Genomic DNA, 20,468 nt, shown 5'->3' on the forward strand with positions numbered 1-20,468 from the left:
GCTCCCCTCATGGGGATCAGGTTATTCCGGGTCGGTGGAATAGATCAAACGTTCGTTGCAGGGCGCGACGCGCAGGATGTTCGTCGTTCCCGGCTGGTTGAACGGCACACCCGCAGTGACGACGATCTGGTCCTCTTCACCCGCATAGCCCTGCGCCCGCGCAGCCCGCGCCGCATTGACCACCGCCTGTTTGAAGCGTTCCAATTCGCCGGTCATCACGGTCTGGGTGCCCCACGTCAGCGACAGGCGCCGCGCCACGCCACGCATGGGGGTCATCGCGATGACCGGCACGCGCGGGCGTTCCCGCGCCACCAGCGACGCCGTGGTCCCCGAGGAGGTAAAGCAGCAGATCACCTTGACGTCCGTGGTTTCGGCAATCTCGCGTGCGGCGGCGACGATGCCGTCGGCAACCGAGGTCCGAACCGCAGTGCGGGAGGCTTCGATCACGTCGCGGTAGGTCGGGTCGCTTTCCACCGAAACCGCCACGTTGTTCATCGTGGTCACAGCCTCGATCGGGTACTGGCCCGCTGCCGATTCCGCCGACAGCATGATCGCATCGGTGCCTTCATAGATCGCGCCGGAGACGTCCGAAACCTCGGCCCGCGTCGGCATGGGCGACTCGATCATCGACTCCAGCATCTGGGTCGCGACGATCACCGGTTTGGCCGCCGCGCGGCACTTGCGCACAAGGCGTTTCTGGATCGGCGGAACCGCTTGCACCGGCAGTTCGACCCCAAGGTCGCCACGGGCAACCATGATCCCGTCCGAAACTTCGAGGATATCGTCGAAACAGTCCACCGCAGAGGGCTTTTCGATCTTCGAAATGATCGCGGCCCGGCCCCAGACCAGCCGGCGCGCCTCTTCCACGTCCTCGACACGTTGCACGAAGGACAGGGCGATCCAGTCGACCCCCAGCGCACAGGCGAATTCCAGATCGCGCCGGTCCTTTTCGCTCAGCGCGGCAAGTGGCAGAACCACGTCGGGCACGTTCACGCCCTTGCGGTTCGAGATCGTCCCGCCCGCCTCGACGATGCAATTGGCATGATCCTTGCCACAGTCGGCAACCCGTAGACGGATCTTGCCATCATTGACCAATAGGTGCGACCCACCGGTGAGAGCCGCGAAAATCTCGGGGTGCGGCAGTTGCACGCGCGTCGCGTCACCCGGGGTCGGGTCCAGATCCAGACGGAACTGCGCGCCCCATTCCAGTTCTTCCGAACCATTGGCAAATTCGCCAACGCGCAGCTTGGGGCCCTGAAGATCGGCAAGGATGGCAATCGGGCTGTCCAGGTCCTTCTCGACCTGCCGGATCATCTTGTGCCGTTCTTCGATTTCCTCGTGGGTTCCGTGGCTCATGTTCAGGCGAAAGACATCGGCCCCTGCTTCGTGCAGGGCCCGGATCATCTCATAGGTATTGGATGCCGGGCCAAGCGTGGCCACGATCTTGACGTTACGGTCGCGTTTCATGTCAGTCTCCCTGCCCGAGCGGCGGTGGCGGTCCGGCGCCTCTCAAACCAGAGCGCCTATCCTTGCAGTCGCGGCGTTACCGCTAACGACATCGGGGTTATCCCGCATTTCCCTTTGCCGTGCAACTGGCATATGTGTAGCGGGCCAAAGACGACGAGACCATGACATATTCCCCCTGCGAGATCATCGGCGAAAGCCGCAAAAGCCGTTTCCTGATCACCTGCGACCACGCCGCAAACACGGTGCCGCCGGATCTGGGCGGGTCGCTGGGGCTGCCGGTGTCCGACATGGCCCGGCACATCGCCTATGATGTGGGCGCGGCGGGCGTGGCGCGGGAATTGGGCGAACTTCTGGACGCGCCGGTGGTCCTTTCCAATTTCTCGCGGTTGGTGATCGATCCGAACCGGGGCGAAGACGACCCCACCCTGCTGATGAAGCTCTATGACGGCTCTGTCATTCCCGGAAATCGCCACGCCGGCGCCGAAGAAAAGGAACGTCGGCTGGCTGCCTATTACCGCCCCTATCACGACGCGCTGGCACGAATGGCTGCCCGGCATGAGGATGTGGCCATCGTGGCGATCCATTCCTTTACGCCCCAACTGCACGGCAGACCGCCACGGCCATGGCACGTGGGCATCCTGCATGCGGCATGGGACGCGCGCCTGTCCGATCCGCTCATTGACATGTTGCAGGCAGAACCCGATCTGGTTGTGGGACGCAATGAACCCTATCCCGGCCACCTGCCCGGCGACGCGCTGGACCGCCACGCCTTGCAGGACAAGCGACACAACACCCTGATCGAGGTCCGGAATGACCTGATCGAGGAAGAGGTGGGCCAACGGCATTGGGCAGCGCGACTGGCCCCCCTGCTGGAACGCGCGCTGGCCGCCGCCGCGGATTAAAAGGAGAAACACAGATGGATGACCAGACCCGTATCGAGATCGAAGCCGCCGCCTTTCGCCGGTTGCGCCAGCACCTGATGGAAGACCGTCAGGACGTACAGAACATCGACCTGATGAACCTTGCAGGTTTCTGCCGCAACTGCCTTAGCCGCTGGTATCAGGAAGCGGCCAATGAAAAGGGCATCGAGATGGGGAAGGAAGACGCCCGCGAGATCTATTACGGAATGCCCTATTCCGAGTGGAAGGACAAATTCCAGACAGAGGCCGGTTCGGACAAGCAGGCTGCCTTTGAAAAGGCGTTCAAGGAAAACGTCTCGGACAAGGCCTGAACGGCTTTCGGGGGCGCATCAACTGCGCCCCTGGCGCCCCGCCTACAGCCCGGCGGTCTTTCGAAAAGCGGGCCGCGCGCGCAAATTGGCCAGATAGGCAACAAAGGTTTCACCACCATCCGGGAACTTGGCGGCCTGCGCCCAGTTCCCGCAATGGGCCAGGATCAGGTCCGGCACCATCGGTTCCTGTCCCATCAGGCAGGGGCCCTCCGCCTCGGCCATGATGCCTGCGATGTTGCGCGCATACTCCGTGGCACAGGCAGGTTTGACTGCGGGCACACGCTCTTCTTCGGGCAGGACGAAACTGTGCTTGGAGGCCGTCCAGAGCAGCGATTCCACTTCGTCGAGGATACGGAAGGTCCACGCATCCTGCCGGGCCCGCTCCAGCGTGCCCGCCGGGTGGGTTAAGGCCCCATGTTTGTCCGCGAGATAGGTCAGTATGGCGGTGGAATCCCGCACCACATCCTCGCCATCCTTCAGCACGGGCACCTTGCCCAGCGGGCTGACGGCCCGGATCTCGGGCGATCTGGGAGCAGCGGGCACATGATTGTAGGGCACCCCAAGCTCTTCCAGCAACCAGAGCACGCGGAACGCGCGACTGCGCACCGCGCCATAAACCGTATAAGTCATTGATCCCCTCCCAAGGTAACCGTCAGCCGCGCCCGAGGTAGGCGAGCCGCACAAACGCACGTTCCACAAGTGCCATCTGCGGGGCCTTTTGGCCCGCCGAGCGCAGCTTGAGGTCCGTGTCCATCAACAGTTTCAGCGCCTCTTCCAGTCGCGAGGACGACCAGTTCTGCGCCTGACGCAACATCCGGTCGCGGCGCGGACCAAAGATCGGCGGGCGCAGCTTGCCGATGCCCTGCGCCGGCCCACCGGGGGCCGAGGCAATGGCAAAAAGCGTCCGGAAATGCCGCATTCCCATGATGAGCAGCGTAACAGGCTGGACGCCCTGTGCGGTCAGGCGCTGCATGACCGGGGCGATGTCGCCGGTGCGCCCCTCGGCCAGCACGTGAAAGACCTCGTCGATCTGCGCCTCGACCGAAGCGGGGGCGTTCAGCGCCACCTCGTCCGGGGTCAGCGGTGCCTCGTCCTGAAACTTGTAAAGCGCGATCTTTTCCAGCGTCTGCCGAAAATCCCCGGGCGTCAGGTCACGAGACAGGTGTTCCAGCGCGCCCATCGCCTCGCGGTCGATGTTTTTCAACCCGGCCCGGGCCAATTCCGATTCGATTTCGGCCCGGCCCATCGGATCATTGTAAAGCGCCGCCGCATAAGCGTTTTTCGCGTTCTCGAACAGTTTTCGCAACGACGATCGCGCAGTCAGAGAGCCGGCGGTGGCAATGATCTGGGCATCCCCCTCGCGCCAGTCCGCAAGCGCTGCTTTCATCGCCTCGGACACGCCGTCCGCCGCCTCTTCGACCAGAACGGCGCGGGCACCGGGAAAGAAGCCCTGCGCCTTGACCGCATCCAGAAGCTGCGCGGGATCGCGGCGCAGATCGCCGCCGTTCAGGCGGGTCAGGCGCATTTCCTCTTCGCCGTTGGGGCCGACGATGGCCGAGATCACTTCTTGCCGTTTCATCGCGACGCGCATGACGTCTTCGCCATAGATCAGCAGGCCCGCAATGGCGGGATCGGGTTTGCGAAAGAACCCGTTGGCGTCGCGCGGCGACAGTTTCATGGGGCGGTGACACCCGACAACAGCAGCCCGTCGATGACCTGATCGGCCAGCAACACCATCAATCGCCCACGGGCATCGTTTTCCGCCGCCCGCGTGGCCACAGTGGACCCGGTGGTGGAATACCCGGTGAAAGCATTGGTGCGGCTTTCGAACAAGGTCTGGCCGGTGGCCGTGTCGACAAGCGAATAGAACACCCGCCCGACCAACCTATACCGCGTCGTGCTGCCTGCCGAGGTCGAGCCCATGTCCTGCTCATCGGTCTGGATGCGCAGATCAAGGCTGTAGGGCGCGCCTGCACCGGCGCGGCCCAGACGTTCTTCGAACCGGCGGTTAAACGCATAACTCGCCTGATTTGCAGGCTCTGGCAGCGTGACGGCGTTCTGCAATGCCGTCCCCCCGCCCTGCGGCCCGTAGACCGGGGTAAACCCGCAAGCGGCAAGCGCCAGCGGGCTGACGAGGAAGGTTCGGCGGTTACACGACCACATTGACGATTCGCCCCGGCACAACGATCAGCTTTTTCGGCTGGCCCCCGTCGAGGGCCCGCACCACAGCTTCGTGCGCCAGTGCCAGCTTTTCAACCTCTTCCTTGGGCAGGTCCTTGGGCACTTCGATTTCGCCGCGCCGTTTGCCGTTGACCTGGATCGGCAGGGTCACGGTATCCTCGACCAGCATCTTTTCGTCAGCCTTGGGCCAAGGGGCATTGGCAATCAGCCCGTCACCGCCCAGCAACTGCCAGATTTCCTCGGAGAGGTGCGGCGTCATCGGCGACATGAGCTGTGCAAGCGTCTTGGCGGCCTGTGTCCTGACCTCTTTGCCCGCGCGCGATTTCGCCAGCGTGTTGGTAAAGGCATAAAGTTTGGCGATGGCGGCGTTAAAGCCAAAGCTCTCGACGCCCATGGTCACGTCATGGATCGCCTTGTGCATTTCCTTCAGCAGGGCGGCGTCCTCATTGGTCGAGGGTGCATCGCTGGCGGCGATTTCTGCGGCGATCCGGTAGACGCGGCCAAGGTGCTTGCTGGCGGCCTCGGCGCCCGAGGCGGTCCATTCCACGTCGCGCTCCGGAGGCGAGTCGGACAGCACGAACCAACGGGCCGTATCGGCACCGTAGGTGGCAATGATGTTCATCGGGTCCACGACGTTGTTCTTGGACTTCGACATCTTGGCCGAGGGGACGATGGTCACCTCGGTCCCGTCCTTGAGAAAACCCTTGCCGTCTTTCAGTTCCACATCCTCGGGGAAATGATAGACGGGGCGACCATCCTCTCCCTGCGTCTGGTAAATCGCGTGGGTCACCATGCCCTGCGTGAACAGCGCGTTGAAAGGTTCGGCCGCGGTTTCCGGCAGATGGCCGGTCGCAATCATCGCCCGTGCGAAGAAACGCGAGTACAGCAGGTGCAGGATCGCGTGCTCGATGCCGCCGATATACTGGTCAACGTTCATCCAGTAGGCAGCGTCTTCCATGTCGGTGGGCGTGTCGGCGTGGGGCGCGGTGAACCGTGCGAAATACCACGAGGAGTCAACGAAAGTGTCCATCGTGTCGGTTTCGCGTTTCGCCGGCTTGCCGCAGTTCGGGCAGGCGCAATCGCGCCACGTCGGGTGGCGGTCCAGCGGGTTGCCGGGGATGTCAAAGCTGACATCGTCAGGCAGAACGATTGGCAGGTTTTCCTTTTTCTCCGGCACCACGCCGCAGTCATCGCAATGCACAACCGGGATCGGGCAGCCCCAATAGCGCTGACGGCTGAGGCCCCAGTCGCGCAGGCGGAACTTCTCGACGCCCTTGCCAAGGCCCTTGGCCTCCATCCAGTCGATGGTGGTGTCGACGGCTTCCTGCCCCGTGGCCACGTCGAGACCGGCGAAATGGTTGATCCATTTCACCTGTTCCGTCTTGGCGGGCACAAAGGCCTCGGTGTCGACCGGCTTGGGGTCTTCAAGCGCCGTGAAGGTGTCGATCACCGGCAGATCGTATTTGCGGCAGAAATCAAGGTCGCGCTGGTCATGCGCCGGGCACGCAAAGATCGCGCCGGTGCCATAGTCCATAAGGATGAAGTTCGCGACCCAAACCGGGATCTCCCACGACGGGTCCAGCGGGTGCCTGACCTTCAGCCCGGTGTCAAAGCCCAGCTTTTCGGCCTTTTCCAGCGCCTCTTCGGTGGTGCCGCCCTTGCGCATCTCGCCGACGGCCGCGGCCAGTTCGGGGTTGTCCGCCTCCAGCGCCTTGACCAGCGGGTGATCCGGCGACAGGCCAAGGAAGGACGCGCCCATCAGCGTGTCGGGCCGCGTGGTGTACACGTCGATCTTGTCGATGCCATGGGTCGGCTCGGTCAGATCCCAGGCGAATTGCAACCCGCGCGACCGCCCGATCCAGTTCTGCTGCATCAGCTTGACCTTGGCGGGCCATTCGTCCAGCCCGTCGATGGCGTCAAGCAATTCGCCCGCCATGTCGGAGATCTTGAAGAACCATTGGGTCAACTCGCGCCGTTCGACCTCGGCCCCCGAGCGCCAGCCCTTGCCGTCGATCACCTGCTCGTTGGCCAGAACCGTCATGTCGACCGGGTCCCAGTTCACCACCGCGTTCTTGCGGTAGACAAAGCCATTTTCGAGGAAATCCAGGAACAGCGCCTGCTGCTGGCCATAGTAATCCACATCGCAGGTGGCGAACATGCGCGACCAGTCAAGGCCAAAACCCAGCGGCTTCATCTGGCCGACCATGGTGTCGATGTTGTCGTAGGTCCATGTCTTGGGGTGACCACCGGATTTCATCGCGGCGTTTTCCGCCGGCATCCCGAAGGCGTCAAACCCCATCGGATGCAGCACGTTATGGCCGGTCGACAGCTTGTAGCGCGCGATCACGTCGCCCATCGTATAGTTGCGCACATGGCCGATATGGATGCGGCCCGATGGGTACGGGAACATCTCGAGCACGTAATACTTTGGCTTGTCGCCGGTCCGGCGCGCCTTGAAGGTCTCGGCCTCTTCCCAGGCCTTTTGCCATTTTGGCTCGATGGTAGCGGGGTCGTAACGCGACATCTGGGATCCTCGAACGCGGCTTGGTTTTGCGCGGTGATAGGGGGAACGAGAGGAATCGTCCAGACCACGGCGCCCGGTCAGCAACTGGCAGCCCCACGGCGGATGCGCCGGGCCTTGCGCAACATCGCCTTTTTCGCCTCTTTGACATAGGGATCGGGCAAACCGCTGCGGTTGAGCGCCAGAAAAACTTCTTCGAGGCCCAGAGCCGGGCGCATGTTCAGGCGAGGCGCACATTCGGGCCACACCCGCTCCGGCACTCCTGCCAGGCGTAGCAGCGCCGCCGCTGCCCCCAGGGGGACTGCTCCAACCTGTTCCAACGCGACACTTTCGACCCGGCAATCCGGCACGGCAGAGCTGACCTGCCGCAAGATCAGGTCAAAGTCAGCCGCCTGCGCATAGGTTTCGGCAAAGGCTTCCAAGCTGTAGACCGCCCGGGTCACGCGCAGGTTTTGCCACCAGGGACTGGCCAGCCAGGTAGCGGCCTCGCGCGTGGTGTAGACGAAACTGATATTTGCCTACGGACCAATTCGCGCCCGCAGAGCATCCCGAAGAACACCCGCCAGCGATATTGCGGCGGAATAATCGCGCACCTTTTGGCGTCCCGGCGGAGCACCGGAAAGGTCCTCCGCAGATACAACCATGGGGCGCAAGTCATCCGGATCGATGCCGGAAAATGCCTGATCTGCCGCCTGTTGAAACTTCCTCAAGTTCTGCGGCCCAGGGTCATGCGAAAATGCGCGCGCAGCGGCTGGCAGTTCGCCAATGTCATCACGCAGGGCAATGCGCATATACGGCGCCAAACGCGCGCGCTCTGTTTCCAACAAGGTCTGAGCGCTAGTCGTCCCCGTCTTGTGAAACCCAGTGTGAAGGATGATCCTGACCATCAACCGCCGCCTTGTTACCCAACTACATGGTTGGATTTGCCACGTGCAGGTGGTTTGCGGCAATACAGGTCTGGCCCCCGGCGCGGGACAAGGCAAAAATGCGGACAGGCACCTTCGAGACAGAGCAGATGAAAATCCTTTTGATTCACCAGAACTTTCCCGGCCAATACAAACACCTTGCCCCGGCACTTGCCGCGCAGGGGCATCAGGTCGTCGCACTGACCTGCAAGGTCAAAAAGCCCCAGACATGGCAGGGCGTCCACATCATCCCATACGAGATCAAAGGTGCCAGCACGCAGGGCATTCACCCCTGGCTGGCGGACTTCGAAACCAAGATGCTGCGCGCCACCTCCTGCTATCGGGGCGCATTGGGTCTGAAAGAACAGGGCTTTGAACCTGATGTGATCTGCGCCCACCACGGTTGGGGCGAAAGCATGTTTCTCAAGGATGTCTGGCCCAAGGCCCGACTGGGCCTGTATTGCGAATTGTATCACCTGACCGAACATCCCTTTGTGGATTTTGACCCCGAATTCGCCAGCAAGAACCCGGCCGGTGACAAGCTGCGAATCCGGATGAAGAACCTCAACAACCGCATGCACGAAGAGGTCATGGACGCCGGCATTTCGCCCACCCGCTTTCAGGCGTCGACCTTTCCCGACCACTGGCAGGACCGCCTGACCGTCGCCCATGACGGAATCGATACCGCGCTTGTGCGCCCTGACCCGGATGCACGTCTGGTCATAGAAAACGGTCCCGTCCTGACCCGCGATGATGAGGTCATCACCTTCATCAACCGCAACCTCGAACCCTACCGGGGTTACCATGTCTTCATGCGCGCGCTGCCGGACCTGTTGAAACGCAGACCGCAAGCGCATGTGGTGATGTTGGGCGGGGACGGCACGTCTTATGGGTCGAAACCGCCGAACGGGCAGACATGGAAACAGATCTACATCGACGAGGTGCGCGACCAGATTTCCGACGCAGACTGGAACCGCGTACATTTCCTTGGTCGCGTTCCCTATGATCGGTTCCTTGCGATGATGCAGATCAGCCGTGTCCACGTCTACCTGACCTACCCCTTTGTCCTCTCTTGGTCGCTTCTCGAGGCTATGAGCGCCGAGGCAGCCATTGTCGCCAGCGACACGCCCCCCGTGCGCGAGGTCATGACAGAGGATGAAACCGGGTGGATGGTCGATTTCTTTGACCGCACGGGACTGGTGGACCGGGTTTGTGACCTGCTGGACGATCCCGCGACGCGGGCCCGCCTAGGGGCCAATGCGCGGGCTCTGGTGCAACAGCAGTACGATCTGAAAAACATCTGTCTGCCGCAGCACTTGAACTGGGTTTCACACCTGGGCGACCAGACCGCGCGCCCGGTGCGGGACTAGGCGGCCCCGGGTTCCGCACTCATAGAAAAAGGCCGGGCCTTTTCGGGCACCGGCCTTTCGAAAAACTGTCCGCGACAGGCGGATTAGAATTTGCTGTCCTGTTTGCGCAGCTGGCGGGCACGGGTCAGGATCGCATCCTCAATCGCGCGCACCGTGGCCGGGTCCACCGGGCCCGAGCGTGTGTGCAGCGCGAGGTTCAGCGACCGCGCATCCAGCGCCGGATCGCTGATCAGGATGGTCGCACGGTAAGCACGACCGCCGCCCGGTGGCGTTCCGTAGCCAGTGGTGATCACCCCCGAGAAGGGATCGACCGTCTGCACCGGCAGAAAGTCCAGAACATCCAGCGAGGCATTCCAGAGGTAACGGTTCACCGCGCCGACGCGGCCGGGATCCTCACGCTTTTTGAAGATGTCCCAGATCGTCCCGTTGGGGCGCGCGCCCCCTTCTTCGGCCTGTAGATCGGCAAGGATCTCATCGTTGGTCTTGGTCCGGACGGGCTTGCGCTCGCCATTCCCGCCAAGCGAGCCACAGCCCGAAGTCACAAGCATCACCGCGACCAGCGAGCTGCCGATTAGGATTCGCGACGTGGTCATGACAGTTCCTCTTGTGGCAACAACATTGCCGCCCTCCATACAAGCGGTGGCCCCCTGCGGCAAGCACGGATCATCGGCGGGTTTCTGCCCAACAAATGCCGCAAGACGCTGCTATGGCGTACAAACATGGATCCCGGCAAATCCTCTTGTGGCAATAACGCATCACTGGATTGCTTGTTGCCGACGACATTTCCCGATGGCTTGCATTGGCCGCCCGCCAAAGCGCATAGAAACCACATCAAGGCCGGGCAATCGGCTTGGTACGTGCCTTTGAACACATGAGGGAAACAATGAAAAAGATCCTGTTCGCGACCACCGCACTGGTTGCTTCCGCAGGTTTCGCCGCGGCCGAAGTGAAGGTCACCGGCGCAGCCGAAATGGGTATCATCGACGGTGATCACCTGGCCACCGCCCAGTTCCACACCGACGTCGACGTCACCTTCACCCTGTCGGGCGAAGCAGACAACGGCCTGACCTTCGGTTCGAAGGTGAAGTTCGAAGAAGCAGCCGGCGGCATCGCTTCGCGCGTCGAAGACGACTTCGCAGTCTGGATCGCATACGGCGGCGCAACCCTGACCATGGGTGACACCGACGGTGCATTCGACTGGGCCATGAAGGAAGTTGGCATCGGCGGTTCGATCGCTGACGACCACACCACCCACACCGGCTTCAACTTCAACTCGGGCCTCGACGGCACCTACGACGGTCAGATCGCTCGCTTCGATTACACCTACGACTCGTTCGCAGTTGCAATCTCGGCTGAGATCGACGACACCGGCACCTTCGACCCGGTCTGGGGTATCGGTTTCAAATACTCGGGTGAGCTGGCTGGCCTCGACCTCGGCGTCGGCATCGGTTATCAGACCGTTGACCTGGGTGCGGACGTGGACGTCTGGGGTATCAGCCTCGACACCACCTTCGACAACGGTCTCCAGGCGATCGTGAACTACTCCGACTTCGACATCGCCGGCACCAACGTGACCCACTGGGGTCTGGGCCTGGGCTACACCATGAACGCCCTGACCCTGTCGGCCAACTACGGTGAGTACAGCTTCCCGGGTTCGGCAAGCGACAGCGGCTTCGGCCTCGCAGCCAACTACGATCTGGGCGGCGGTCTGTCGGTTCAGTTCGGCTACGGCTCCTCGTCGGCTGACGTTGCTCCGGCCGTCTTCGGCATCGGTGGCGGTCGTTTCGCTGGCGTGACCGGCGACAACGAGAGCTACTCGTTCGGTCTGGCAATGTCCTTCTAAGGACACCAGCCAACTGGCTTAGGGAAGAGCGGGCGCTTGCGTCCGCTCTTTTCTTTTGGTTGAACGGGCGCCACAGCGGACCAGAGGCCTTTCATGACGCCCCAGCAGATCAAGACGCAATTCGCCCGCGCCCTGACCCAGATCGAAAAAGGGCAACTGGCCCCGGCCGAGGGGACGCTCAAGGCGCTTTTGCTACCGACCAAAGGGGCGGCAGAGATCCATTTCCACCTCGCCCGCATCGCCGAAGCCCGCGGCGACACCCGTGCACAAATCCGCGAATTGCAACGCGCACTGGAAAAGAAGCCAGCCGAAAAAATCCTGCTTCACGCCGCGATCGAGGCACATTCCCGACTTGGCAACACCGATGCCGTCCTCGGTTTGCATGACCGGCTGATCGCGCTTGAACCGCAATCTTACCAGCCGCGCGGTGAAAAGGCCGTCTACCTTCAGCATGTCGGCCGGTTTGACGAGGCCGAAAAGATCCTTCGCGCCCTTCTCAAACGTGTGCCGCGCGATGGCGAGATTTACCGCGTTCTGGGGTCCGGCCGCAAAATGCCCAAGGGCGACCCCTTGATCGAAACCATGCTGGGCCTGTGGAAGGACGACCAACTGCCCGATGCCTCGCGGATGCATCTTGGCTTTGCCCTTGCCAAGGCGATGGAAGAGATCGGCGAAACCGGCAAGGTCTTTGGCTATCTGAACAAGGCCAATGCCCTGCAACGCAAGCTCGCCCCTTTTGATCCTGAAGAGCGTGATGCCGAGTGGCGCGCCTTTTTGGATGCACAGGAAACCGATGATTACGCAACGCTGGGCAGCGAACAGTCCCCCCGCGCGGTTTTTGTCACCGGCATGCCCCGGTCTGGCACGACGCTTGTCGAACAGATCATCGCCAGCCATAGCGAGGCCCACGCCGGGGGCGAAATGGGCCATGCGCTGAAACAGGCGGTGATGCACTTTGGTCCGGCACATAAAATGGCACCACTGGCAAAACTGTCGTCGACCAAGCTGGGCCGCTGGGCCGAAGCCTACACCCGCCTCGTGCGCCGTGACACCGGCCAGACCGGGGGCGTCGTCACCGACAAGTCGATCCAGACGCACATGGTGTTTGGCCTGATTGCGCGCGGCCTGCCCGGGGCAAGGTTGATCGTGGTCCACCGCGATCCGCGTGACACGGCACTGTCGATCTATAAGAACCACTTCAAGCTGGGCACGCACCGGTATGCCACGGATCTGGCCGACATCGCCGATGCCATCAAGATGTTCCGCCGTTCAGTCGCGCATTGGAAGGCGCGCATTCCCGACCGCATACACGAAGTGCGGTACGACGATCTTGTGGCCGACCCGGATCCCAACGCCCGCGCCCTTGTGGACGCCGCCGGGCTGGAATGGGAGGACGCCTGCCTGAACTTCCATACTTCGAAACAGAACGTAAAGACATTGAGCCTGATGCAGGTCCGCCAGCCGATCCACGCCGGTCGGCGCGAGGCTTGGCGCAAGTACGAAACCGAACTTGCCCCCTTCATCGAGGCATGGGGAGACGAACCATGGGATTGAGCGACATTCGCGCGAGGATCGCCAAGGCCTGCACCGCGGCCGAACGCAACGCCGAAGACGTCGAGCTGATCGCCGTCAGCAAGGTGCAGCCGCTGGACCGGGTCGAGGCCGTTCTGACCGAGGGCCATCGCCTGTTCGGGGAAAACCGCGTTCAAGAGGCCGCTGGCAAGTGGCCGGATTTCAAGGCGCGCTTTGACGGCGTTTCCGTACATCTGATCGGCCCCTTGCAGACCAACAAAGCCCGTCAGGCCTTTGATCTGTTCGACGCGATCCATTCCCTCGACCGGCCCAAGCTGGCCAAGACCATTGCCCGGCTTGCACAAGAAGAAGGTCACTGCCCCGAGCTTTTTGTGCAGGTGAACACCGGAGAGGAGCCTCAAAAGGCGGGAATCCTGCCCGCCGAAGCCGATGCATTCATCGCAGAGTGCCGCCAGATGGACCTGCCCCTGCGCGGACTGATGTGCATCCCCCCGGTCGAAGAAACCCCCTCGCTGCATTTCGCGCTGCTGCGCAAGATCGCGGGGCGCAACGGGCTGAGCGGCCTGTCCATGGGCATGAGCAGCGATTTCGAACAGGCCATTGCGCTTGGCGCGACACATGTGCGGGTCGGCTCGGCTATCTTTGGCGACCGGGTTCCGGCGACGCAGTAGCCCCTGACACCGGTCCAGATTGCGCGCCGGATAAGTCCAGCCTAATCTGGCGCGCATGGCGATCCCTGTCGAAACCTTCCACCTGTCACCCAGCGCGCAAGGCACCTTGCAGGCGCGTATTCAGCAGATGGTGGCCGAAGGCATCCTTGCAGGTCGGTTCCGCCGCGGTGAAAAGCTGCCCTCCACGCGCAAGCTTGCCCGGCATCTGGGCGTCAGCCGGATCACAGTGACGCTTGCCTATACTGAACTGCTGGCGAACGATTACCTCGCATCGCGCGGGCGGTCCGGGTATTTCGTTTCGGACAACGCGCCCGAACCGCCGGATTTCGGCACCCCACCCGCGCGCGAGGAACGGGTGGATTGGGACGCCGCGCTGGCACAACGGTTTGCCGATGGTCCATCGCTGGGCATGAGCAAACCCGCCGACTGGCGCAATTATAAATACCCCTTTATCTACGGACAGGCGGACCCAAGCCTGTTTGATCACGCCAACTGGCGGCTTTGCGCGATGCAAGCGCTTGGCGCGCGGAACTTCGACGCACTGACGCAAGACCAATTCGACGCCGACGATCCCGAACTGGTCAGTTTCATCGCGCGCCACACCCTGCCCCGCCGTGGAATCCTTGCGCGCCCGGATGAAATCCTTGTCACCCTCGGGGCGCAGAACGCGCTGTGGCTGGCGGCGCAAATCCTTGCCGCCGGGCGCGACGTAGCGGTCGAAGACCCCTGCTATCCGGCCCTGCGTCAGATCCTGCGGCAGGCACATAGCCGGTTGCACCTCGTCCCGGTCGATGAGCACGGTCTGCCGCCCGAACATGTGCCCGCCGGAACGCGGGTGATCTTTACCACGCCCAGCCATCAATGCCCGACCTCCGCCACCCTGCCCCTGCGCCGCAGACAGGCCCTTTTGACGCGCGCGGCGCACCTTGGCGCGCTGATCGTCGAGGATGACTACGAGTTCGAAATGTCTTATCTCACCCCACCCAGCCCGGCGCTGAAGAGTCTGGATGAAGACGGACGAGTGATCTATGTCGGCAGCTTTTCCAAATCACTCTTTCCCGGGCTGAGGCTGGGCTATCTTGTCGGTTCCGCGCCATTCATCCGCGAGGCGCGCGCTTTGCGTGCCAGCGTCTTGCGGCATCCGCCCGGCCATGTTCAACGCACCGCCGCCCAATTCCTCAGCCTTGGGCACTACGATGCCCTGATCCGCCGCATCGGCAAGGCACTGGCGGCGCGGCGGCGCGTCATGGAAGACGCCGTGGCTCAGCACGGGCTGCGGGTTGCCGGGCGCGGCGCGCATGGCGGTTCCAGTCTTTGGATGAAAGCCCCCGAAGGCGTAGATGCCGCAGAACTTGCTGAGGCCTTGCGCGCCCAAAGCGTGCTGATCGAACCGGGCGTGGCATTTTTCTCTGGGTCCGATGCGCCGCGCAATTTTTACCGCCTAGGCTACAGTTCGATACCCTCGGAACGCATTGGCGAGGGGATCGCGCGCATCTCCAGCGGGCTGAAAGCGCTGATGTGACCACCCGGACCCAGCCCCATGGCGCGGGGTGCTTGCACGCGCGGGCGCGGGCCGGTAACGGATGGCCCATGCGGATCGTTCGGGACTATCAATTCACCCGCGCCGAGGATCGTGGCGCCAGCGCGGCCATCGGCAATTTCGACGGGGTTCACCTGGGCCACCAGGCCGTCATCGACCTTGCGCGCCGGTCGGCGCCGGGGGCGCCGCTTGGCGTCATGACGTTCGAGCCGCATCCGCGGCAGTATTTTGCGCCGGATGCGCCTTCGTTCCGACTGATGAGCGCCGAAGCGCGTGCCGCACGGCTTGAAAAGCTGGGGGTCGAACGGCTTTACCAGCTGAACTTCAACACTGCGCTGGCCTCGCTGACCCCGCGCGACTTTGCCGAGCGCGTCATTTGCAAGGGCTTTGGCCTTGTCAACGTGGTGGTCGGCGCCGATTTCTGCTTTGGCAGGGGGCGTGCGGGCCATGTGGCCGATCTGAAACGCTTTGGCGAGGAATTGGGATTCGGGGTGACCGTGGCTGAACTTCTGGAAACCGGGGGCGTTCAGGTGTCCTCGACCGCGATCCGCGACGCATTGAGCGAGGGCCGTCCCCGCGACGCCGCCACCCTACTGGGCCATTGGCACCGGATCGAAGGCGAAGTCATTGGCGGTGAACAACGTGGCCGAGAACTGGGCTTTCCCACCGCCAACATGTCGATCGAAGGCCTGCACCCGCCGCGCTTTGGCGTCTACGCGGTCTTGGTGGACGTGCGCGACGGCCCGCACAAGGGCAGCTATCACGGCGCCGCCAGCATTGGCGTCCGTCCGATGTTCAACGGCGAAGTGCCCAACATCGAAACCTACCTATTCGACTTCAAGGGCGACCTCTATGGGTCCACCCTCTCTGTGGCGCTGGTCGACTATCTGCGCCCCGAGTTGAAGTTCGACAGCCTGGAGGCGCTGATCGCGCAGATGGACGCGGACTGCCTGAAGGCGCGCGAAATCCTGGCCGCGGAATGAGCGATCCAATCGAACGTGCCGGCCTGATGCCGCGTTTCTGGGAAAAGAAACGCCTGCGCGACATGACCGAGGCCGAGTGGGAGGCGCTTTGCGACGGGTGTGGCAAATGCTGCCTGAACAAGCTCGAAGACGAGGACACCGGCGAAGTCGCCCTGACCCGCGTCGCATGCCGCCTGTTCGACGACAGCACCTGCCGCTGCGCCCAGTACCAGATCCGTCATCAGTTCGTTCCCGAATGCATCGTGCTGCGCCCCGCGAACATCGAAAAGAACCTGTACTGGATGCCGGAAACCTGCGCCTACAAACTATTGTGGAACGGTGAGCCGCTGTTCGACTGGCACCCGCTGATTTCCGGCACAGCCGAAACCGTCCACGCGGCGGGCGTCAGCATGCAAGGGGCCACCGTGCCAGAGTTCGAGGTGGACGAGGACGACTGGGAAGACCACATCATCGAGGAACCGCGATGAACTTTGCTTCCGATAACGCATCCCCTGTCCCGCCGCAGGTCCTAGAGGCGCTGACGCGGGCCAATACCGGGTACGCAGCCAGCTATGGCACCGATGACACGACCGCCGAGGCCGCCCGGCTGATGCGCCAGACACTGGAGGCCCCGAAGGCCGCCGTCTATTTTCTGGCAACGGGTACTGCGGCCAATGCCTTGGCGCTGGCCACGCTTTGCGCGCCCTTTCAGACGGTCTTTTGTTCGGAACACGCGCATATCCACGAGGATGAATGCAACGCGCCCGAGTTCTATACCGGCGGCGCCAAGCTGACACTTGTCGCAGGTGGCGACGTGATGACGCCCGACATTCTGCGGGCGGCGATTGAAAGTCAGGGAAACCGAGGCGTCATGGGGCCGCAGCGCGGGCCGGTGTCGATCACCAATGTGACCGAAGGCGGCAATCTCTATTCGCTGGACCAGATGCGCGCGCTTTGCAGCATGGCCAAGGACTATGGCCTGCCGGTGCATCTGGACGGCGCGCGTTTTGCCAATGCCTGCATCAAGCTGGGGTGCACACCCGCCGAACTGTCGTGGAAGATCGGCGTAGACGTTCTGGTATTTGGCGGCACAAAAAACGGCTTGATGGATGCCGAGGCCGTGGTGATCTTTGATCCCGACGCCCCCGCCAGCAGCGGCTTTTCCCGGGCGCAGGAATTTGAACTGCGGGTCAAACGCGGCGGGCACCTGTATTCCAAGCATCGCTACGTCGCGGCGCAGATGCTGGCCTACCTGCAAGATGACCTCTGGCGTGATATGGCAACCCGCGCCAACACAAGCTGTGACTCCCTTGCCGAGGGGCTAAGCGCGCTTGGGCTGGACATCGTCAACGACAGCTACGCCAACATGCTGTTTTTCCGCGCCCCCTTGCGCGTCCACGAAGCGGCCAAGGCGGCGGGGGGCGTCTATCACTACTGGGGTCAAGTCCCTTCGGACGCGGACGAACCGGCCATTGGGCGACTGGTGTGCAGCTGGTCCACCACAAAGACCGAGATCACGGACTTCCTTGCGGCGGTGCGGAGCGCGCTTTGACACAGCGCCGCCGGTCAGGCGGACCCCGATAGCGAAACGGGCGGGATCATCCCGCCCAAACCTCAATTCATCTGGAAATGCAGCGCGTAGGCGCCATCCTCGAAGGCGCCGAACAGATCCGGAATGTCCGGGTGATCGACCGGTTCTCCGGAATAATCGGCAACAAGATTCTGCTCCGAAACATAGGCCACGTAAAAGCTCTGATCGTTTTCGGCCAGCAGATGGTAGAATGGTTGCTTCTTGGACGGACGGCTGTCTTCGGGGATGGATTCGTACCATTCCTCGGTATTCGAGAACTCGGGGTCCACGTCGAACACCACGCCCCGGAAGGGGTGCTTGCGATGGCGGACGACCTGACCCAGGTGATATTTTGCGCGATTGTGCAACATGACAGACCTCTTCCTGTCCCCCTTAGTATCGTTTCCGGCGGGCGGTTGTCCAACTTTCGCCTCAAATTGGCGGGAAACACTCTGTGAATCACCCGCCAACAGTGCCTTTTACAGGCAGTCCCGCCTCCTCTGCCACCCTCGAAACACACCGGCAACGACCTGCCCGGCTGGTGGAAATGTGATTCCCTCGCCCGCCGGCTTCGGCTAAAATGGCCCTCAATAAAAAGACAAAACGAGGCGAGTGGCAAATGAGCAGAGTCCTTCGCGCCTTGGTGATCGTGCTTCTGGCGGCCTCCTGCGGAGGAGGTGGCGGGTCTGGCACGTCTCCGCGCAACCTAGACAACGCCTGTTCGATTCTCGAACAGCGACCCGGATATTATCGAGCCTTCCGCAGCGCCGAACGGCGTTGGGGCGTGCCGGTACATGTGCAAATGGCGACGATCTATCAGGAAAGCAAATTCGACAGCGATGCACGGACACCGTTCCAGTATCGGCTGGGCGTGATCCCCGTGGGCCGGCAAAGCTCGGCCTTCGGCTATAGTCAGGCGCTGGACGGCACCTGGAAGGAATACCTTGCCGCCGAAGGGCGCGCCGGGGCAAGGCGTGACAATATCCGCGACGCGACCGACTTTATGGGCTGGTACATGAACCTCACCAAGGATGAGCTTGGCATCCCGCTCTGGGACGCGCGTCGCCAGTACCTCGCCTATCACGAAGGCCGCGCAGGCTATCGTCGGGGCAGCTACAATGCCAAGTCGTGGCTGATGCGTGTGTCCAGCCAGGTGGGCGAACGCGCGCTTCTTTACGAACAACAGCTGCGCTCCTGCCGCGCCGCGCGCTAGCGGAAAGGGCGGCCCTCCCGGGCCGCCTTTTCATTTTTCAGCGGTTGATCTTGGACAGTTCGTCGTTGATCGAAAAGACACTGTTGGACAGGTTCGCCGCCTGCAACCCGCCAAGGATCACCGTGGTCTGCGTGCCGTTGCCGTCAGTGATGATCCACTGGCGCAGCTCCACCGGCGATCCGGTAAACTTCATCTGGATGGTCCCGTAATCCGGGTGGTCGGGATCCTGCGCGGTGACCGTTGTCGCAGTGCCGTCAAACCCGTGCCCCACGACCATCCCTGCCCGTCCCAGATCGACATTGCGATCAAGGATGATCGACAGAGGCGTCTGGCGCAGCGGATAGGTATCCGGACGCGCGCCCAGCTTGCGATCAAGGATATAGACGGCGCCGGCCGTCGCCATGACCAGCGCCCGTTCCGGCGGGTTGTAGTCAAACCGCACCTTGCCGGGCCGCTTGATGGCAATTGTCCCGGTCGAAATCGTGCCATCCGCATTGATCTGGGTAAAGCTGCCGGTGGCCGAGGTGATCCCGTTCAGATAACGCGAAATCTCGTTCAACGAGAGCTGTTGCGCGCTGGCGGGCAACGCTGCAAGGGTTCCAAAGGCGAAAAGACCAGCGGTGAAAGCTCTGCGGATCATGTGTTTCCTTCCTGCTCGGATGCCCCTTATGTGGCATCTGGGGCGGCGATATGCGATAGCAGCCCCTGTTCAACCTGATATCGTCGGCGAAAGGCCACCGATCAAGGGTGCCATCCCATGTGTTTGAACCCGTAACCGCAACGATCGGTTCCCTCTTGGCCGCCCGACACAGATTTGCCGCCATTGTCCCGGAGCAGGAGCTCTCCGATCCGCAACGCGCCACCAAATACCACGGGGCGGGCGGCTAGGCCTCCTTTCAGGACTGCGCCTCATCCCTGCGGGGCCAAAAGCCGGATTGCACAGGGAATGGCCCCGATACCCTCGACACTCACAAGGACGGTCAGAACCTGCGACGCCCGTTCGATCAACTGCGCGATGCAGCACTGGCACATGCGAATTGCGACCCCATTCTGTCAGCGCCAGTTCCGCTTAGATCACGCTGGCATTCAGCCTCACGATGCTGTGACGAGGCCGGAAGTCCGGTCTTCGAACCACGCAACACATGCGACCTGCTGGAGCAAAGGCGAAATTCTTGGCGCTGGACCCGCCGCACGCCCTCTCTTCCTGCGCGCCCCCACCGCCAAACCGACCCGATACCTCACCACTCCACGCCTCGCGCCCGCGACTCCTGCACTGGATCGCACTCAAGAAACCACCAGACCTCCGGGCGCGGCGCCCGCAGACGCCTGACCCTGACCCTGACCCTGACCCTGACCCTGACCCTGACCCTGACCCTGACCCTGACCCTGACCCTGACCCTGACCCTGAAAGACAGCGCCAAAACCGGTCGCGAAATCAACCTCGCTCAGCGCAGCCGCTTC

At 62.5% G+C, this 20,468-nt stretch carries 21 protein-coding genes; 11 read left to right on the plus strand and 10 right to left on the minus strand.

All coding sequences use genetic code 11. From position 1 onward, the window contains the following. Positions 1 to 21: 21 nt before the first annotated feature. Positions 22 to 1,467: a pyruvate kinase gene (pyk, locus tag KJP30_RS08985; RefSeq protein WP_218448702.1), complete on the minus strand. Its 1,446-nt coding sequence runs from the start codon at positions 1,465 to 1,467 to the stop codon at positions 22 to 24. Between the two features lie 161 nt (positions 1,468 to 1,628). Here pyk and KJP30_RS08990 point away from each other — a divergent pair, with 161 nt between their 5' ends. Together KJP30_RS08990 and KJP30_RS08995 are read left to right on the plus strand one after the other, a co-directional pair. Next, entirely contained in the window at positions 1,629 to 2,369 is a 741-nt protein-coding gene (locus tag KJP30_RS08990; protein WP_218448703.1) for an N-formylglutamate amidohydrolase, read from the plus strand. A 14-nt stretch (positions 2,370 to 2,383) separates the two neighbouring features. Continuing rightward, positions 2,384 to 2,698, plus strand: a complete 315-nt coding sequence (locus KJP30_RS08995; RefSeq protein ID WP_218448704.1) for a DUF1244 domain-containing protein — start codon at positions 2,384 to 2,386, stop codon at positions 2,696 to 2,698. A gap of 42 nt (positions 2,699 to 2,740) precedes the next feature. Here the strand turns inward: KJP30_RS08995 and KJP30_RS09000 are convergent, their stop codons facing one another. The 6 genes from KJP30_RS09000 to KJP30_RS09025 all read right to left on the minus strand — a co-directional run bounded on the left by KJP30_RS09000 (position 2,741) and on the right by KJP30_RS09025 (position 8,191). Beyond that, positions 2,741 to 3,328, minus strand: a complete 588-nt coding sequence (locus tag KJP30_RS09000; RefSeq protein ID WP_218448705.1) for a glutathione S-transferase family protein — start codon at positions 3,326 to 3,328, stop codon at positions 2,741 to 2,743. A 22-nt stretch (positions 3,329 to 3,350) separates the two neighbouring features. Further along, entirely contained in the window at positions 3,351 to 4,376 is a 1,026-nt protein-coding gene (gene holA, locus KJP30_RS09005; RefSeq protein ID WP_218448706.1) for a DNA polymerase III subunit delta, read from the minus strand. Next, positions 4,373 to 4,861 (minus strand): LPS assembly lipoprotein LptE, encoded by a 489-nt coding sequence (lptE, locus tag KJP30_RS09010; RefSeq protein WP_218448707.1) that lies wholly within the window; start codon positions 4,859 to 4,861, stop codon positions 4,373 to 4,375. Before lptE ends, holA begins: the two co-directional genes overlap by 4 nt. Then, positions 4,848 to 7,403, minus strand: a complete 2,556-nt coding sequence (gene leuS, locus KJP30_RS09015; protein WP_218448708.1) for a leucine--tRNA ligase — start codon at positions 7,401 to 7,403, stop codon at positions 4,848 to 4,850. Before leuS ends, lptE begins: the two co-directional genes overlap by 14 nt. 77 nt (positions 7,404 to 7,480) lie before the next feature. After that, positions 7,481 to 7,843 carry a hypothetical protein gene (locus KJP30_RS09020; protein WP_218448709.1) on the minus strand — a complete coding sequence of 121 codons (363 nt, stop codon included), beginning with the start codon at positions 7,841 to 7,843 and terminating at the stop codon, positions 7,481 to 7,483. Positions 7,844 to 7,918: 75 nt separating this feature from the next. Continuing rightward, the gene (locus tag KJP30_RS09025) at positions 7,919 to 8,191 is read right to left on the minus strand and encodes a hypothetical protein (RefSeq protein WP_218448710.1); all 273 of its coding nucleotides are present in this window, start codon (positions 8,189 to 8,191) and stop codon (positions 7,919 to 7,921) included. A gap of 224 nt (positions 8,192 to 8,415) precedes the next feature. Here KJP30_RS09025 and KJP30_RS09030 point away from each other — a divergent pair, with 224 nt between their 5' ends. Then, positions 8,416 to 9,675 carry a glycosyltransferase family 4 protein gene (locus KJP30_RS09030; protein WP_218448711.1) on the plus strand — a complete coding sequence of 420 codons (1,260 nt, stop codon included), beginning with the start codon at positions 8,416 to 8,418 and terminating at the stop codon, positions 9,673 to 9,675. Positions 9,676 to 9,758: 83 nt separating this feature from the next. Here the strand turns inward: KJP30_RS09030 and KJP30_RS09035 are convergent, their stop codons facing one another. After that, positions 9,759 to 10,268, minus strand: a complete 510-nt coding sequence (locus KJP30_RS09035; protein ID WP_218448712.1) for a DUF3576 domain-containing protein — start codon at positions 10,266 to 10,268, stop codon at positions 9,759 to 9,761. Positions 10,269 to 10,558: 290 nt separating this feature from the next. Here KJP30_RS09035 and KJP30_RS09040 point away from each other — a divergent pair, with 290 nt between their 5' ends. The 7 genes from KJP30_RS09040 (at position 10,559) to KJP30_RS09070 (ending at position 17,776) form a co-directional block, all read left to right on the plus strand. Continuing rightward, the gene (locus KJP30_RS09040) at positions 10,559 to 11,518 is read left to right on the plus strand and encodes a porin (RefSeq protein ID WP_218448713.1); all 960 of its coding nucleotides are present in this window, start codon (positions 10,559 to 10,561) and stop codon (positions 11,516 to 11,518) included. Between the two features lie 93 nt (positions 11,519 to 11,611). After that, positions 11,612 to 13,072: a tetratricopeptide repeat-containing sulfotransferase family protein gene (locus KJP30_RS09045; protein WP_218448714.1), complete on the plus strand. Its 1,461-nt coding sequence runs from the start codon at positions 11,612 to 11,614 to the stop codon at positions 13,070 to 13,072. Beyond that, positions 13,063 to 13,722, plus strand: coding sequence for a YggS family pyridoxal phosphate-dependent enzyme (locus KJP30_RS09050; RefSeq protein WP_218448715.1), 660 nt, complete (start codon positions 13,063 to 13,065; stop codon positions 13,720 to 13,722). Before KJP30_RS09045 ends, KJP30_RS09050 begins: the two co-directional genes overlap by 10 nt. A 55-nt stretch (positions 13,723 to 13,777) precedes the next feature. Beyond that, positions 13,778 to 15,244 carry a MocR-like pyridoxine biosynthesis transcription factor PdxR gene (gene pdxR, locus KJP30_RS09055; protein WP_218448716.1) on the plus strand — a complete coding sequence of 489 codons (1,467 nt, stop codon included), beginning with the start codon at positions 13,778 to 13,780 and terminating at the stop codon, positions 15,242 to 15,244. A 68-nt stretch (positions 15,245 to 15,312) separates the two neighbouring features. Next, positions 15,313 to 16,245 carry a bifunctional riboflavin kinase/FAD synthetase gene (locus KJP30_RS09060; protein ID WP_218448717.1) on the plus strand — a complete coding sequence of 311 codons (933 nt, stop codon included), beginning with the start codon at positions 15,313 to 15,315 and terminating at the stop codon, positions 16,243 to 16,245. Continuing rightward, positions 16,242 to 16,712: a YcgN family cysteine cluster protein gene (locus tag KJP30_RS09065; protein WP_218448718.1), complete on the plus strand. Its 471-nt coding sequence runs from the start codon at positions 16,242 to 16,244 to the stop codon at positions 16,710 to 16,712. Before KJP30_RS09060 ends, KJP30_RS09065 begins: the two co-directional genes overlap by 4 nt. Beyond that, a complete protein-coding gene (locus KJP30_RS09070) occupies positions 16,709 to 17,776 on the plus strand; it encodes a threonine aldolase family protein (protein ID WP_218448719.1) in 1,068 nt (355 codons plus the stop codon). The genes KJP30_RS09065 and KJP30_RS09070 overlap by 4 nt, the downstream gene beginning before the upstream one ends. Positions 17,777 to 17,838: 62 nt before the next feature. On the opposite strand, the gene hspQ is transcribed toward KJP30_RS09070, so the two are convergent. Then, a complete protein-coding gene (gene hspQ, locus KJP30_RS09075) occupies positions 17,839 to 18,165 on the minus strand; it encodes a heat shock protein HspQ (RefSeq protein ID WP_218448720.1) in 327 nt (108 codons plus the stop codon). A gap of 248 nt (positions 18,166 to 18,413) precedes the next feature. Between hspQ and KJP30_RS09080 the strand changes: the two genes are divergently transcribed. Continuing rightward, positions 18,414 to 19,007: a transglycosylase SLT domain-containing protein gene (locus KJP30_RS09080; protein WP_218448721.1), complete on the plus strand. Its 594-nt coding sequence runs from the start codon at positions 18,414 to 18,416 to the stop codon at positions 19,005 to 19,007. 37 nt (positions 19,008 to 19,044) lie between these two features. Here KJP30_RS09080 and KJP30_RS09085 read toward each other — a convergent pair whose 3' ends face one another. After that, positions 19,045 to 19,647, minus strand: a complete 603-nt coding sequence (locus tag KJP30_RS09085) for a LolA family protein (RefSeq protein ID WP_218448722.1) — start codon at positions 19,645 to 19,647, stop codon at positions 19,045 to 19,047. Positions 19,648 to 20,468: the final 821 nt, after the last annotated feature.

The sequence above is a fragment of the Antarctobacter sediminis genome (genome assembly GCF_019218285.1).
Classification (GTDB): domain Bacteria; phylum Pseudomonadota; class Alphaproteobacteria; order Rhodobacterales; family Rhodobacteraceae; genus Antarctobacter; species Antarctobacter sediminis.